This window comes from Myxococcus sp. CA033, from assembly GCF_013336625.1.
In the GTDB taxonomy this organism is placed as follows: Bacteria; Myxococcota; Myxococcia; order Myxococcales; family Myxococcaceae; genus Myxococcus; species Myxococcus llanfairpwllgwyngyllgogerychwyrndrobwllllantysiliogogogochensis.
This window is the reverse complement of sequence record NZ_JABUMU010000001.1, coordinates 1,272,681-1,288,080: the sequence shown is the minus strand read 5'-3', so window position 1 is coordinate 1,288,080 and position 15,400 is coordinate 1,272,681. Positions and strand designations below refer to the sequence as shown.

Below are 15,400 nucleotides of genomic sequence, written 5' to 3'. Positions count from 1 at the left end.
GGGAGTAGCGCCCCTCGCTGAACGCTTCGGCGAAAGCCCTTGCCGCAACCACACCGGACCGTTTCGCTCGCCGCCTCGTCCCAGCTCAGCGCTGGACGGTGAACGTGGGGTTGAGGACCTTCATGGTCCCCTTCGTCACACCGAACTGCTCATGAACCGCCGCGCGGCGCACTGTCTCCGCCGGAGAGATGCGGCCCGCGAGCAGCTCCTGATACGCCCCCAGGACACGCGTGGCCTCCTCGCGCGACTCCCGGACGAACTCCACCCGGAAACGCTTCACTCCTCGCGCCAGCAGCGATGGCACCAGTGACGCCGCGCTCTGCGCCTGCGCGTTGAACACCGTGTTGCGGCAGCCCACGTCCACCACCACCGGATGCTCCAGGCCCTTGTGGTCCCTCAACGACAACCGGTGCTTCTCGCACGGGCGTCCACAGCTCTTGAAATCGCGCCCATGCGACAGCGTGTGCGAATACACGCAGTGCTCCGTGTGGAACGTCGAGATGTGGTGGTGCACCGTCACCGCGAAACGCTCGGCGGGCAGGTGCTCCAGCATGGCCCCCAACTGCACCGCGTCCAAATCATGCGCGAACGTGAGCGTGTCCAACCCCAGCCCCAACAGATGCAGCGCCGTCACGGAGTTGGTCACGTTGAGCGAGAAATCCCCGTGCAGCGCCGGCCGTGACTCCCTCGGCGCAAAGGGCCGCTCCAGGAAGTGCATCATCGCGCCCCAGTGCCGCGCCAGCACCGCGTCCGGCTTCAGCTTCGCGATGCGCGCGTCGTAGCCCTCCTCGCCGGGCTTCTGCACCCGCACCGTCGCAATCGTCACGCGCAGCCCCGCCGCCCGCGCCCGCTCCACTGCCCGCTGGAGCCCCACCAACTCCATCCAATCCAGCTCCACCTCCGGCAGCCCCGCCGCAATCACCGCCTCGAGCTGCTCGTCCGTCCGACACAGCGGCAACAGCAACGCACTGTCAGCCACCGGTGACGCGACCACGCGCTCGCGCTGCGAGGCCCGCACCTCCTCCAGCACCGCCGTCTCCCGCACCGTGCGCGCCGGTCCCCGAGACACCGCCTCCGTCAGCTCCGCCACCAGCGAGCGACGCAGCGCCTTCAGCTCCGACACCGGCAGATGCAGCCCCGACCCCAGCGCCGTCGTGTCCAGCTCCGTCAGGTGGAACGAAGTGCCACCCAGCGCCGCCAGCTTGTCCTTCAGCAGCGCCGCGTCCATCCCACCCCCGCGAGACTGCGCGAGCGGCACCGTGCTCGACGCCGTGGCCACGTGGCCTCCCCGCGCCGTACCCGTCACCACCAGCGGTCCTCCCGCCGTCCCCGACACCGTCAGCGCCAGCGGGACACGGCCCTCGGGCTCACCCTGCGCCAGCAGCTCCTCCGTGTGCTTCGCCAGGGAAGGATCACTCGTCACCCAGACGCGCTGCCCGCGCGCCACCCGCCCCATGTCCGGCCCGGGATTGCCGAAGCCCAGCACCCAGCCGTGACTCGTGCGCTCGACGCGGAACAGCGGTCCGCCCGCCTCGTGCTTGTCCTCCGGGTGCCCGTCGTCGAACACCACGCCCATGCCCGGGCGAGGGGACAGCTCCGCGGCCACCGGCGCATCGCCCTCCAGCGGCGAAGATACCTTGCCCTGCGGCGCCTCCGACTTCGTCCGCGCGTCGTCCTGCCCCAGCCCGCCCGTCCATGGACGTCCCTCCGGGTCCTCCGCCACGAGCACGTCGCGGCCCTGCACCGCTTCCACCACGCCCAGGTACGCGCCTCGGTGTTTGGGGAAGCGCCCCTCCACCAGCGTCTGGTGGTCCGAGCCCGCGAAGAAGCCGTGCGAGAAGCCCCGGCTGTACGACAGCGTCATGTCGGCCAGGTCCTTGCGCAGCGCACCCGTGTCCGCCTTGCCCGCCGACACACCGTCCACCCAGCGTCGATAACCCTGCACCGCCGTGGCCACGTACTGAGGCCCCTTCTGCCGGCCTTCAATCTTCAGCGAGTGCACGCCAATCTCAATCAGCTTCGGCACCGCCATGACACCGGCCAGGTCCTTGGGGCTGAGCAGGTAGCGCACGTCGCCCAGGTCCTTTGTCTGTCCATCCACCACCAGGTCATACGGCAGCCGACAGGACTGCGCGCACTGTCCCCGGTTCGCCGAGCGCCCACCCCACGCCTCACTCGTAAGGCACTGGCCGCTCCAGGACATGCAGAGCGCGCCGTGGATGAACACCTCCAGCTCGATGTCCGTCTCCGCCGCCAGCCGTCCAATCTCCGCCACCGACAGCTCACGCGGCACGACGATTCGCGTGGCACCCAATCCGCGAGCGAAGCGCGCACCCTCCGCGCTCGAAATCGTCATCTGCGTGGAGGCATGAACCTCCATCTGGGGACACACCGCGCGAGCCACCAGCGCGATGGCGGGGTCCTGGACGATGAGCGCGTCCACGCCCGCCGCGGCCACACGCCGCAGGATGTCCTCCACCACCGGCAGCTCCGGCTCGAACACCAGCGTGTTCATCGTCAGGAACGCGCGCGCGCCCGCGCGGTGCACCAGCGCCAGCGTCTCCGACAGGGTGGCGAGCGAGAAGTTCTCCGCCCGGGCCCTCGCGTTGAAGCCCTCGTCCAGCCCGAAATAGATGGCGTCCGCGCCACTGGCCAGCGCGGCCTTCATCGAGTCGAGGTCTCCAGCGGGGGCGAGGATTTCAGGACGACGGCGCATGTCCGCCCTCTACCACAGCGAGGCTGCCATCGCGCCCGTCCTCACGCGCCCGTGGACGCAGTGCGGCAGGTTCTGGTCAAGTCGCCGCCCGGTTGCTTCCACAGGAGACGAGTCATGGCTGAAGGCGTGTTCAAGGACGGGCTGCTGGCGGGCAAGGTGGCGTTCATCTCGGGCGGCAGCAGCGGCATCAACCTCGGCATCGCCGAGGCGTTCGTGAAGGCGGGGGCCAAGGTGGCCATCAACGGTCGCAATGTGGAGAAATTGGAGGGCGCGGTGAAGGGCCTCCAGGCCCACGGCACCGCCATGGGGGTGGCCGCGGACGTGCGCGACTACGCCTCCGTGGAGAAGGCGCTCCAGACGGTGCGCGACGCGTACGGTGAGATGGACATCCTCATCTGTGGCGCCGCCGGCAACTTCCCCGCACCGGCCCTGGGCATGTCCTCCAACGGCTTCAAGGCCGTCATGGACATCGACGTGCTGGGCACCTTCAACCTCTGTCGCGCCGGCTTCGAACACCTGCGCAAGCCCGGCGCCAGCATCATCAACATCTCCGCGCCCCAGGCCTACCTGCCCATGGCCATGCAGGCCCATGTGTGCGCCGCAAAGGCCGGCGTGGACATGCTCACCCGCGTGCTGGCGCTCGAGTGGGGCGGCGCCGGCGTGCGCGTCAACGCGATTACCCCCGGCCCCATCGAGGACACCGAGGGCATGCGCCGCCTGGCCCCCAGCGAGGAGGGCCACCAGAAGCTCGCCCAGGCCCTGCCGCTCCAGCGCTTCGGCACCAAGGCGGACATCTCGCGGCTGGCCCTCTTCCTGTCCTCGGAGGCCGCGTCCTACATCACCGGCTCCATCATGGTCTGCGATGGCGGCCAGTCCCTGCTGGGCGGCGCCGCGCTCATGGCGGCCATTGGGATGTAGCCCGACACAGAGGGGGATGGGGTGCTCACGACCTCCTCTGTGAAATTTGTTGTAATTGCAAACTTGTGGCCTGGGTCTACGTGGCGGGTGGCGATGTCTGGTACAAGGCATTGCAACCCGCGAGTGGAGTCTTCCCTGGGGGGGACAGCTCGCATCCCGGAGATCCGCATGTCCGTACGCCTTGCCCCGTCAGCCCGACTCCTCGGGCTGGCCGCGCTGTGTCTTGGCCTGTTCGTTGGCTGTGGTGATGACCCGGATCCGCAGCCCCTGCCCACGCCCTCGACGTTGCCGGACGCCACCGCATCCACGGTGGTCCTGACGCCGGCGAGGGACGTGCTGGCGGACGGCGCGGACCAGGGCACGGTCACTGTCACAGTGAAGAGCAAGAACGGCACCGCGCTCGCGGGGCGCACGGTGACGGTGGCGGTGGAGGGCGACGGCAACCTGGTGCTGCAGCCGGGACAGACGAACAGCCAGGGCGTCGCCGTGGCGACCGTGGTGACGGCCCACGCGGGGACCAAGCGGGTGACGGTCTCCGTCGCGGCCGAAGGGGGCGCGGTGGTGTTGGCCTCCCGGCCCTCGTTCAACTTCGTCGCGCTGGTGGCCACGCGGCTGGAGTTCATCCCCGCGCCGGTGGAGTCCACGGCGGGCGCGCCCATCACCGGCCTGAACGTGCGCTTCCGCGACGCTCAAGGTCGTCCCGTCCTGGGCGCGACGGCGGCGGTGACGTTGTCCCTGGCGGCGAACCCGGGGGATGTCGCGCTGGAGGGCACGCTCACGGTGACGCCGGTGGGTGGCACGGCGAGCTTCACGGACGTGGTGCTGAAGAAGGCCGGCGCGAACTTCCAGCTCAAGGCGTCGGCGGCGGGGATGGAAGATGCGACGAGCACCGAGTTCTCCGTGGCTCCGGCCGCGGCGGCCTCGCTGGACATCGACGGGCTGGAGTCCACCGCCGTCGCGGGCGCGGCGCGCTCGGCGCAGGTGACGGTGCGTGACGCCTTCGACAACGTGGCCACGAACTACACCGGCACGCTGTCCGTGAGTTCCACGGATGCCACGGCCTCGCTGCCCGGGCCCCATGCCTTCACCCAGACGGATGCGGGGCGCTTCACCTTCACGGGGGTTGTCCTCAAGCGCGCGGGCAGCCATCAGGTCACTCTTCAGGACGCGAGTGTCGCCGCGCTGCGCGCCCAGCAGGACGTGGGCGTGGTGGCGGGGGAGGCGTCGGCGCTGGTGTTCACCCAGGTGCCCGCGTCGGCCTCGACGAGCGCCGTGTTGTCTCCGGTGGAGGTGTCCCTGCGGGATGCCTTTGGAAACCTCTCGGCGGTGGGGGCTCCTCCCGTGGCGGTGTCGCTGGTGGAAACAGGCGACCTCTCCGGGGTTCAGGAGGTCGCGCCAGTGGAGGGCGTGGCTCGCTTCACCGGGCTGCGGGTGAGCACGGAGGGCAGCTATCACCTCCGGGCGAGCGCGACGGGGCTGACGGAGGCGAGCAGCACCGCCATCTCGGTCGTCGATGACGTGCCGCCCGCTCGGCCCGTGCTCTCGCTGGGGACGCTCGGCACGGAGTCGGCGACGGTGACGTGGGTGGCCGTGGGTGATGACGGCAGCGTGGGCCGGGCGACGTCGCAGACGTTGCGCTACTCGCTGTCCCCCATCCTCACCGACGCGGAGTTCGACGCGGCGACGCCGGTGGGGGGCGTGAATGCTCCCGCCGAGCCAGGCACCGCCGAGTCCGCGCAGGTCACCGACCTGGTCGCGAACCAGACGTACCATGTCGCGCTGCGGGTGACGGACAACCGCGGCAACTCCGCGCTCTCCAACAGCCTGTCCTTCCAGACGCTGAACGCCGAGGTGACGCAGCTGGCCTTCACCACGCAGCCGGTGAATGGGACCGCGGGCGTGTCGCTTGCGGGCGTGCGAGTCTCCCTCCAGAACGCGCAGGGCGAGGTCGTCACCACGGCCAGCCTGCCGGTGACGCTGTCGTTGGTGGGGGGCTCGGGCTTCGAGCCGAAGCAGGTCTCCGCCGCCTCTGGCGTGGCCCTCTTCTCCGACCTGCGCATCGACCGCGCGGGCACCTATCGCTTCTCCGCCAGCGCCAACGGGCTGACGGTGCAGAGCGATGAGTTCGTCATCGAGGCGGGAGCGGCGTCCCGACTGGCGCTCACGGGGCTCGTGGCGCCCGTCATCGCCGGCCAGTCACAGAGCGTGGAGGTGACGGCGTTCGACGGCTTCGACAACGTGGCCAAGGGCTACTCGGGCACCGTGCGCTTCACGTCCACGGACCCGGAGGCGGAGCTGCCCGGCGACTACACCTTCACCGCGCAGGACCAGGGACGCCACGTCTTCTCCGACGTCGTGCTGGCCAACATGGGCCTCCGCCGGGTGACGGCGACCGACACCGCCAACGCGCAGCTCACGGCCTTCATGGAGGTGGAGGTGACGAACGACGCCGCCCACCACCTGGACCTGGAGGGGCTGCCGACGCAGGCGGCGGCGGGTGGCAGTCACACGCTGACCCTCAGCGTGAGGGACCGCTTTGGCAACCTCGTCACGGGCTACACCGGCGAGGTGGACTTCGCCTCGGACGACCCTCGCGCCACGCTGCCTCCCGAGCACGTGTTCACCGCCGGGGATGCGGGCCGCTTCACGTTCAGCGTGACGCTGGAGAGCGCCGGCGAGCGCTCCATCACCGTGGCGGAAGTGGGCGGGGCACTGTCCATCACCCGGAGCACGCAGGTGTCCCCGGGGAACGCGGAGTCGCTGTCGCTGGTGCTGTCGACGGCGTCTCCGGCCGCCGGTCAGTCGGTGAGCGCGACGGTGACGCTGGTGGATGCGTATGGCAATCAGGCCGCCGGCTATCGAGGCACGGTGGCGCTGAGCGTGGCGCAGGACCCCGGGGCCACGGTTCCGGGGCCGTACACCTTCACCGAGACGGATGCGGGCCGGCACGTCTTCAGCGTGACGTTCGCCCAGGCGCAGGCGACCACGCTGTCCGCCGTGGACACCCAGCAGGCGACGTTGTCCGCCTCCGAGGCCGTGACGGTGAGCGCCGGCGTGGCCACCGCGCTGCGCGTGTCGGCGGTGACAGAGTCCCTGACGGCCGGTGTCGCCCATGTGTTCTCCGTCAGCGCGAGGGACCGCTTCGACAACCTGTCCCGCGACTACGTGGGCACGGTGCAGCCGTCGGCGACGGATGCCAACGCGGGGCCGCTCACCGCCCACACGTTCACCGCGGCGGACCAGGGGGAGCATGGCTTCACCCTTGCCCTGCGCACCGCGGGCACGCAGACCGTCACCTTCACGGACGCCGCGCTCGCGGTGTCGGCGGCGCGCGAGGTGACGGTGGACGCCGCTGCCCCGGCGCGGCTGGGCTTCGTGTCCGCACCGGGCTCGGCTTCGGTGCGCCAGGTGCTCGCCGCGGTGAGCGTGGCCGTACAGGACGAGTTCGGCAACACCTCGTCCAGTGGTGCCCCGGTGGTGACGCTCTCGCTCTCGGGCGGCGGTGTGCTCGACGGTGACGTCACCGCCACGGCCGTCGCGGGCGTGGCGCGCTTCACCACGCTCTCGGTGGCCCAGGAGGGGGACTACACGCTGACCGCCTCCGTGTCCGACGCGAGCCTGCCGGCCGCCTCCAGGGCGCTGTCCATCATCGACGACCAGGTGCCCTCGCCGGTGGCCACGCTCGAGGCGAGCGTGGTGGGCGCTGACTCTGTGAGGCTGCGCTGGGTCGCCACGGGCGACGACGGCCAGCTGGGCCAGGCCTCGTCCTACCAGCTGCGCTACGGCCTGGCGCCGCTGAACGAGACGAACTTCGAGGTGGCCGTGGTGGTGCCCACGGGCACGCCGGGCCTGCCTGGAGCGCAGGAGGAGGCGACCGTCGCGGGCCTCGCGGTGGGCCGCACGTACTACTTCGCGGTGCGCGTGGTGGACGGCGCGGGGAACTCCAGCCCGCTGACGACCACCTCCCTGGACCTGCCCAGCGCGTGTGGCAGCCAGGTGTGCGCGCCCCGTGCGCCCGAGTGCTCCGAGTCGGGCGTGGAGGTGGTGACGTATGAGGCCACCTGCGAGATTCTGGCCGGTGAGCCGACGTGCGTTTACGTGCCCACCGCGTCAGCGTGCACCGGTGTGGATGCCGTCTGCTACCAGGCGGCGTGCACCACGGCGGCGGCGCCCGGAGAGCGCACGCTCATCATCACCGAGGTCATGGCCTCCCCGAGCACTGGCACGACGGAGTACATCGAAGTGACGAGCACGTCCGACGCGCTGCTCAACATCAACGGCCTCTCGCTCATCTCCTCGGCCACGACCACCGTCTCGGTGGACAAGGGCCCGGGCGCGGCCGTGGTGCTGCCGGCGCGCGGCATCCTGGTGCTGGCGAGCAACCCGGACCTCGCCACCAACGGTGGCGTGGACGCGGACTACGGCTATGGGAACGCCCTGGAGCTGGAGAGCACGGGCCAGCTGTCCCTGCGCGTCAATGGCGTGGTGATGGACGACCTCACCTACGACGAGGAGTTCCCGCTGGTGGCGGGCCGCTCCCTGAGCCTGTCCTCGGAGCTGGTGGGCAGCACCGCGAGCCGCTACTCCTGGTTCTGGTGCGCGTCCAACGACGAGCTGTCGGGCGGAGACCGGGGCACGCCGGGCCTGCCCAACGAGACGTGCGGCGTGGACATCCAGCCGCCCGTGGAGTTCTGCGCCATCGAGTCCCCCAAGTCGTTCCCGGCGGTCATCGCGCGCGGCTCCTCCCATGAGGTCACCAGCCGCGTCTACGAGCCGCAGGTGACGACGCGCAGCACGGCGGGCAATGACCACTTCCCGTACCTCGTCTCGGAGCTGGGCTACGGCACGGACGCCAACGCCCCGGAGTCCTGGACGTGGGTGCCCGCGACGCCGAACCCCAGCTACGGCGCGCTCGGCGGCAACGACGACGAGATGTTGGCCACCCTCCAGATTCCCACGAACGGGAGCTTCCTCTACGGCTTCCGCTACCGCTTCACGCGCGGCCCGGCGGGCGCTGACGCGTGGGTCTACTGCGACCAGAACGGCGTCGTCGCGCCTGGGGTGCCGGCGATCTACGGCACCGTAACGGTGGACGAGGTCATCCCGGTGGCGGACCACGTGGTCATCAGCGAGGTCAGCGGACGTGGCGCGACGTCCCAGACGGACGAGTTCGTTGAGCTGCACAACCCGACGAACCAGGACGTGGACCTGAGCGGCTGGATGCTGCAGTACAAGTCGGCGGCCGGCTCCACGTACACGGGCACTTTCGTGATTCCCGCGGGCAAGGTCATCCCGGCGCATGGCTACTTCCTGCTCGCGCACACGGGCTACACCGGAACCGGAGCGCTGGCTGCGGATGCGACGTGGTCCGGCTTCGACCTGTCGGCCTCCACGACGGCGGGCGGCCATGTCCGAATCGGCCGGAATTTGACGACGCCCTCGCCCATCGAGGTGGACAAGCTGGGGTGGGGGACGGCGAACTCGCCGGAGGGCTCCGCGGCCGGTCCGTTCCACCCGGCGGCGGGCGGCAGCATCGAGCGCAAGGCGCTGCCCACGTCGACGCAGGCCACCATGGCGGAGGGCGGCTCCGACGCGAGCCGGGGCAACGGTTCCGATTTGAACAACAACAGCGCGGACTTCGTGGTTCGCACCGGCCGCCAGCCGCAGAACTCCCTGAGCGGGACCGAGCGGCCGTAGTCCGCGGGACATCCTGAGCGGTACGGGAGGCCGTCCTGGCTGTACGCCGGGGCGGCCTCCCTGTCTTCCGAGGCTCAGGCGCGGCGGGCCCACTGTCGGCCAGAGTGCCGTCCGGCCATCAAAGGCTGCTGCCCGGAGGCGGCGGGCGGATTACCTTTGCGGCGCACACTTCCCGTCAGCAGCACGCCCAGGAGAGCAGCCCGTGCCTGAAACGCCTGTCCCCGACGCCGTCCGCCTCATCACCTGTCCGCCCGCCGAGTTCCGACGCTCCGGTGAAGCCGCCATGGAGGCCACCCGCGCCGGAATCGCCCGCCTCAAGGCGCTTCGCGCCCCCTTCGACGTGGTCCAGGTGCTGGAGCTGTACGACGAGGCCATGGCCTCGCTGGACGATGCGGGGGCCCGCGCGAGCGTCGCGCGGCACTCCCACCCGGAGGCCGCCATGCGCGAGGCCGCCGAGGCCGCCGAGCAGGAGCTGGAGACGCTCGCCACCGACATCCGCATGGACCGGGGCGTCTACGACGTGCTCGCCTCGTTGGACCTCTCCGGCCAGGACGCGCAGACGCGCAAATGGATGGAGAAGGTGCTGCGCGACTTCCGCCGCTCCGGCGTGGACCGCGATGACGCCACCCGCGCGCGGGTGAAGGCGCTCAACGATGAGCTGGTCCGCATTGGCCAGGAGTTCAGCCGCAACATGCTCCAGGACACGCGCGCGGTGTCCCTGCCGCCCTCCGCGCTGGACGGGCTGCCTGACGACTACGTCCGGGCCCATCCCCCGGGCGCGGACGGTCAGGTGAGCATCACCACCGACTATCCGGACATCATCCCCTTCATGACGTACTCGCGCGACGCGAAGGCGCGCGAGCAGATGTGGCGGGCCTTCCGCATGCGGGGCCACCCCAGCAACACGGACGTGCTGGAGCGCATGGTGGCGCGCCGTCACGAGCTGGCCACGCTGCTGGGCTACCGCAACTGGGCGGCCTTCGCGACGGAGGACAAGATGATTCGCGACGAGCAGGCCGCCGCGGACTTCATCGCGAAGATTTCCGACGCGTCCGGCGCGCGCATGCAGCGCGACTACGCCCTGCTCCTGGAGCGCAAGCGCCGGGACGTGCCGGGTGCCGCGCGCGTGGACCCGTGGGACCAGGCGTACCTGGAGGACCGCATCAAGGCGGAGCAGTACGCCTTCGACTCGCAGGCGGTGCGCCCGTACTTCGAATACACGCGCGTGAAGCAGGGCATGCTGGATTTGACGGCGCGGATGTTCGGCGTGACGTACCGGCGCATCCAGGACGCCACGGTGTGGCACCCGGACGTGGAGGCCTACGACGTGCTGGAGGGCGGCACGGTGAAGGGCCGCTTCTACCTGGACATGCACCCGCGCGCGGACAAGTACAAGCACGCCGCGCAGTTCACCCTCACCAGTGGCAAGTCCGACCGCCGGCTGCCCGAGGGCGTGCTGATGTGCAACTTCCCCAAGCCCGGCACGGAGCCCGCGCTGCTCCAGCATGACGACGTGGAGACGTTCCTCCACGAGTTCGGCCACCTGCTGCACCACATCTTCGGCGGCCACACGCGCTGGGCGGGCGTGTCCGGCGTGCGCACGGAGTGGGACTTCGTGGAGGCGCCGTCGCAGATGCTGGAGGAGTGGGCGCGCGACACGGCGAGCCTCCAGACGTTCGCGAAGCACTACCAGACGGGCGAGCCGCTGCCGGCGGAGATGGTGACGCGGATGCGCAGCGCGGAGGAGTTCGGCAAGGGCCTGTGGGTGCGCCAGCAGATGTTCTACGCGGCGCTCAGCCTGGAAATCTACCGGAGGGACCCGGCGGGCCTGGACGCCACCGCGCTGGTGAGGGAACTCCAGGGCACGTACACGCCGTTCCCCTACGTGGAGGGCACGTACTTCCACCTGTCCTTTGGGCACCTGGAGGGGTACTCGTCCAACTACTACACGTATATGTGGTCGCTGGTCATCGCCAAGGACCTCTTCACCGTGTTCCAGAAGCAGGGGATGTTGTCCCCCGAGCCCGCGCAGGCGTACCGGCGCGCGGTGCTGGAGCCGGGCGGTTCGGACGACGCGGCCAGGCTGGTGCATGCCTTCCTGGGTCGCGACTACGACTTCCACGCGTACGAGGCCTGGCTGAACAAGGCGGCGTGAGCGTCAGGGCGTGAAGGGGGGCGCCATTCCGGGCGCCCCCGCTGGGCCTACACTTCGATATTGATTTGCAGAATCAAGTAGTGCGTGTCCGTGCACGGACTGGTATGTGAGGCGGCGTCGGCCCGCGACCTGGGTCTTTCCGTTCCGCGGGCACTGGCTGGATGAAACCGTGAGCACACCTGACAGGCGTCCCTTTCCCCTCTTCGCGATTCTCGGTGTCGTCGCCGTGGTGGCCGCCGTAGCGATCGCCGTGAAGCTCCAGGGCGGCTCCTCCTCGGAGTCCGCGCCCGCGCCGGTGGCCCAGGCCCCCGCGGTGCTGGAAGCACAAGGCCGGACCTTCAAGCACGGCCAGGGGACCACCGTCGTCCCGCTGAATCCCCAGCGTGTCGTGGTCTTCGACCTGGTCGCCCTGGACATCCTGCAGGCGCTGGAAGTGGGCGTGCTCGGCGTCGCGGGTGACCAGTTCCCCCACCATCTGGCGCCGTTCGCCGACGCGAAGTACCTGCGCATGGGGACGCTGTTCGAGCCCGACTACGAGGCCATCCACGCCGCGAAGCCGGACCTCATCATCACCGGGGGACGCTCCAGCGCGAAGTACGCGAGCCTGTCGAAAATCGCCCCCACCGTCGACCTGCCGATGGGCGGTGTGAATTACATCGACACGGTGGTGGCCAACACGGAGCTGCTGGCGAGCATCTTCGGCAAGGAAGAGAAGGCCCGTGCGCTGGTGGCCCAGCTGCGGGAGTCCATCGCGAAGCTGAAGGAGACGACGGCGGGCCGAGGCAAGGGGCTGGTGGTGCTCGTCACCGGGGGCCGCATCAGCGCCTATGGTCCGGGTTCGCGCTTCGGCGTCATCCACGGTGACTTCGGCGTGCCGGTGGCCGCCGAGGGGCTCAGCGCGTCGCTGCACGGTGAGGTCATCGGCTCGGAGTTCATCCGGGAGAAGAACCCCGACTGGCTCTTCGTGATTGACCGTGACGCGGGCATGGGCCAGCAGGGTGGGGCCCAGAAGGTGCTCGACAACGAGCTGGTCCAGCAGACCACGGCCTGGAAGTCGGGGCAGGTCGTCTACCTGGACCCCCTGACGACCTATCTCATTGGCGGTGGCATCCAGGCGGTGAATGCCCTGCGGAGCCAGATTGCGGACGCCTACTCCGCGCGGGCCCAGTAGGCTGCCCGGGTCGTGAAACGCTTCATCGCCGCCGCCGCCGTCATTGCCCTGCTGGCCCTGGTCAGCCTGTTCATTGGCGTCAGCAACGTGTCGTGGGACTCGCTCTTCTCGCCGAGCTCCGACGAGCGCGCCCTCCAGGTGTTGGTCATCAGCCGCATCCCCCGGCTCCTGGCCGTCATGCTGGTGGGGACGTCGCTGGGGGTGGCGGGGCTGTTGATGCAGATGCTCGCGCGCAATCGCTTCGTGGAGCCCGCGACGGCGGGGTCGGCGGAGTCCGCGAGCCTGGGAGTGCTGGCCGCCACGGCCCTGGCCCCTCAGCTTCCCGTACTCGGGAAGATGCTCGTCGCGGCTTGCTTCGCCCTGGCGGGGACGGCGCTCTTCCTGCTCATCCTGCGCCGCATCCCCATGCGCTCGGTGCTCATCGTGCCGCTGGTGGGCCTGGTGCTGGGCAGCGTCTTCGATTCGGTGACGACCTTCTTCGCCTACCGGTTCGATCTGCTCCAGTCGGTCAACGCGTGGAAGACGGGCGACTTCTCCACCGTCTTGCGCGGTCGCTACGAGCTGCTCTGGGTGACGCTGGTCCTCACGCTGTGCGCCTATGTGGCGGCGGACCGCTTCACTGTCGTGGGCATGGGGGAGTCCTTCACCACCAACCTGGGACTGCGCTACTCGCGCATCGTCGCGCTGGGGCTCGTCATCGTCTCCCTGGTCACCGCGATGGTGGTGGTCACCGTGGGAATGATTCCCTTCCTGGGGCTGCTGGTGCCGAACGTCGTCAGCCTGTTCATGGGAGACAACGCTCGAAAGTCCATTCCCTGGGTGGCGGTGGGGGGCGCGGGCTTCGTCCTGCTCTGCGACATCATCGGCCGCGTGGTGCGCTTCCCGTACGAGATTCCGGGGGCGACCATCGCCGGAGTCATTGGCAGCGGGCTCTTCCTCTTCCTCCTGCTGAGGAGGGACGCCCGTGTCGGCTGACGGCCTCGTGGTGGTGAGGCGGCCCGAGCGCACCCTGTTCATCCTCGGGTGCGTGGCGATGGCCTGCGCGGCCCTGTTCATGCTCATCGACGTGGGCGGACAGTGGGACTTCGTCCTGCCGTTCCGGGGGCGGAAGCTGGCGACGGCGCTCCTGGTGGGCTACGCCATCGCGGTCTCCACGGTGCTCTTCCAGACGGTGACGGGCAACCGCGTGCTGACGCCCGCGATTCTCGGGTTCGACAACCTCTACGTGCTCATCCAGACGTGCCTGCTCTTCTTCCTGGGCTCCGGCTCGGTGGCGGGCCTGGACCCCCGGCTCCTGTTCGGCGTGGAGGTCCTCATCATGGTGGCCTTCTCGGGGCTGCTGTACTGGGGGATGTTCGGCGGGGCCCGGCGCAGCCTGCACCTGGTGCTCCTGACGGGCGTGGTGCTGGGGGTGTTGTTCCGGAGCCTGTCGTCCTTCCTCCAGCGCCTCATCGACCCCAACGAGTTCATCTTCCTCCAGGACCGCTTCTTCGCGAGCTTCAACAACCCGGACCAGGAGCTGCTCGTCGTCTCGTTCCTCCTGACGTTGGGCGTGTCCATCCTGGGCTTCCGGATGCTGCGCACCTTCGATGTCCTGGTGCTGGGGAAGGAGACGGCCATCAACCTGGGTGTGGACTACCAGCGGACGGTGGCGCTCACCCTGGTGCTGGTGGCCATCCTCGTTTCGGTGTCGAGCGCGCTGGTGGGGCCGGTGACGTTCTTCGGCCTGCTGGTCTCCAATCTGGCGCATGCGCTGGTGCGCACGTACAAGCACGCGCTCATCCTGCCCGCCGCCGCGCTGGTCGCCGCGGTGGCCCTGGTCGCCGGACAGGTCGTCCTGGAGCAGGTCTTCGCCTTCGACACCAACCCGCGCGTCATCATCGAGTTCGTGGGCGGGCTGGTGTTCATCACGATGCTCATGAGGAAGTCCCCGAGATGATCGAGGCGAAGAACGTCACGAAGCGCTACGGCCCTACGCTCGTCGTGGACGACGTCTCCCTGCGTTTTCCCGTCGGTGGCATCACCTCCATCATCGGCCCCAATGGCGCGGGCAAGTCGACGCTGCTGTCGATGATTTCCCGCGTGTTGCCCATGTCCTCCGGCAACGTGCTGGTGGATGGGCTGGACGTCGTCACCACGCCGGGAGACGAACTCGCCCGGCGGCTGGCCATCTTGCGTCAGGACAATCACCTCACCTCACGACTGACGGTGCGCGAGCTGGTGACGTTCGGCCGCTATCCCCACTCGAAGGGGCGGCCCACGGTGAAGGACCAGGAGCACGTCGAGCGCGCGATTCAGCACATGGGCCTGGAGGCGCTCTCGGCGCGGTTCCTGGACGAGCTGTCGGGCGGCCAGCGTCAGCGCGCCTTCGTGGCCATGGTGCTCTGCCAGGACACGGACTACGTCCTCCTGGACGAGCCGCTCAACGGCCTGGACTTGAAGCACGCGGTGTCGATGATGAAGCAGCTGCGGACGGCCGCCAACACGCTGGGCAAGAGCTTCGTGCTGGTGCTGCACGACCTCAACTTCGCGTCCTGCTACTCCGACCACCTCATCGCGATGCGGGACGGCAAGGTCGCGTTCCAGGGGCGTTCGGAAGACATCATGCGGCCGGACGTGCTGCGGGCTGTCTATGATTTGGAGATCGCCATCCAACAAATCAATGGCGACTGGATTGCCACGCATTACCGCTGACGTCGCGCGGCCCATTGCCTCGCGGGCTCATGATGAAAGGATGATGGAG

General features: G+C 69.5%; 8 protein-coding genes. 7 read left to right on the top strand and 1 reads right to left on the bottom strand.

Annotated elements, in window-relative coordinates:
- Positions 1 to 85: 85 nt before the first annotated feature.
- Positions 86 to 2,716 carry a DUF3656 domain-containing protein gene (locus HUA78_RS05050; protein ID WP_174475754.1) on the bottom strand — a complete coding sequence of 877 codons (2,631 nt, stop codon included), beginning with the start codon at positions 2,714 to 2,716 and terminating at the stop codon, positions 86 to 88.
- Between the two features lie 114 nt (positions 2,717 to 2,830).
- Between HUA78_RS05050 and HUA78_RS05045 the strand changes: the two genes are divergently transcribed.
- From HUA78_RS05045 to HUA78_RS05015, 7 genes are all read left to right on the top strand, one after another.
- Positions 2,831 to 3,634: an SDR family oxidoreductase gene (locus tag HUA78_RS05045; RefSeq protein ID WP_174452978.1), complete on the top strand. Its 804-nt coding sequence runs from the start codon at positions 2,831 to 2,833 to the stop codon at positions 3,632 to 3,634.
- A gap of 168 nt (positions 3,635 to 3,802) precedes the next feature.
- Entirely contained in the window at positions 3,803 to 9,331 is a 5,529-nt protein-coding gene (locus HUA78_RS05040) for a lamin tail domain-containing protein (RefSeq protein ID WP_174475753.1), read from the top strand.
- A gap of 202 nt (positions 9,332 to 9,533) precedes the next feature.
- The gene (locus HUA78_RS05035; protein WP_141645393.1) at positions 9,534 to 11,486 is read left to right on the top strand and encodes a M3 family metallopeptidase; all 1,953 of its coding nucleotides are present in this window, start codon (positions 9,534 to 9,536) and stop codon (positions 11,484 to 11,486) included.
- Between the two features lie 169 nt (positions 11,487 to 11,655).
- A complete protein-coding gene (locus HUA78_RS05030) occupies positions 11,656 to 12,657 on the top strand; it encodes a siderophore ABC transporter substrate-binding protein (protein WP_174461591.1) in 1,002 nt (333 codons plus the stop codon).
- A 12-nt stretch (positions 12,658 to 12,669) separates the two neighbouring features.
- Positions 12,670 to 13,632 (top strand): iron chelate uptake ABC transporter family permease subunit, encoded by a 963-nt coding sequence (locus HUA78_RS05025; RefSeq protein ID WP_174461590.1) that lies wholly within the window; start codon positions 12,670 to 12,672, stop codon positions 13,630 to 13,632.
- Positions 13,622 to 14,596: an iron chelate uptake ABC transporter family permease subunit gene (locus tag HUA78_RS05020; RefSeq protein ID WP_371745495.1), complete on the top strand. Its 975-nt coding sequence runs from the start codon at positions 13,622 to 13,624 to the stop codon at positions 14,594 to 14,596. Before HUA78_RS05025 ends, HUA78_RS05020 begins: the two co-directional genes overlap by 11 nt.
- Positions 14,593 to 15,351 (top strand): ABC transporter ATP-binding protein, encoded by a 759-nt coding sequence (locus tag HUA78_RS05015; protein ID WP_141645396.1) that lies wholly within the window; start codon positions 14,593 to 14,595, stop codon positions 15,349 to 15,351. Before HUA78_RS05020 ends, HUA78_RS05015 begins: the two co-directional genes overlap by 4 nt.
- Positions 15,352 to 15,400 lie beyond the last annotated feature (49 nt).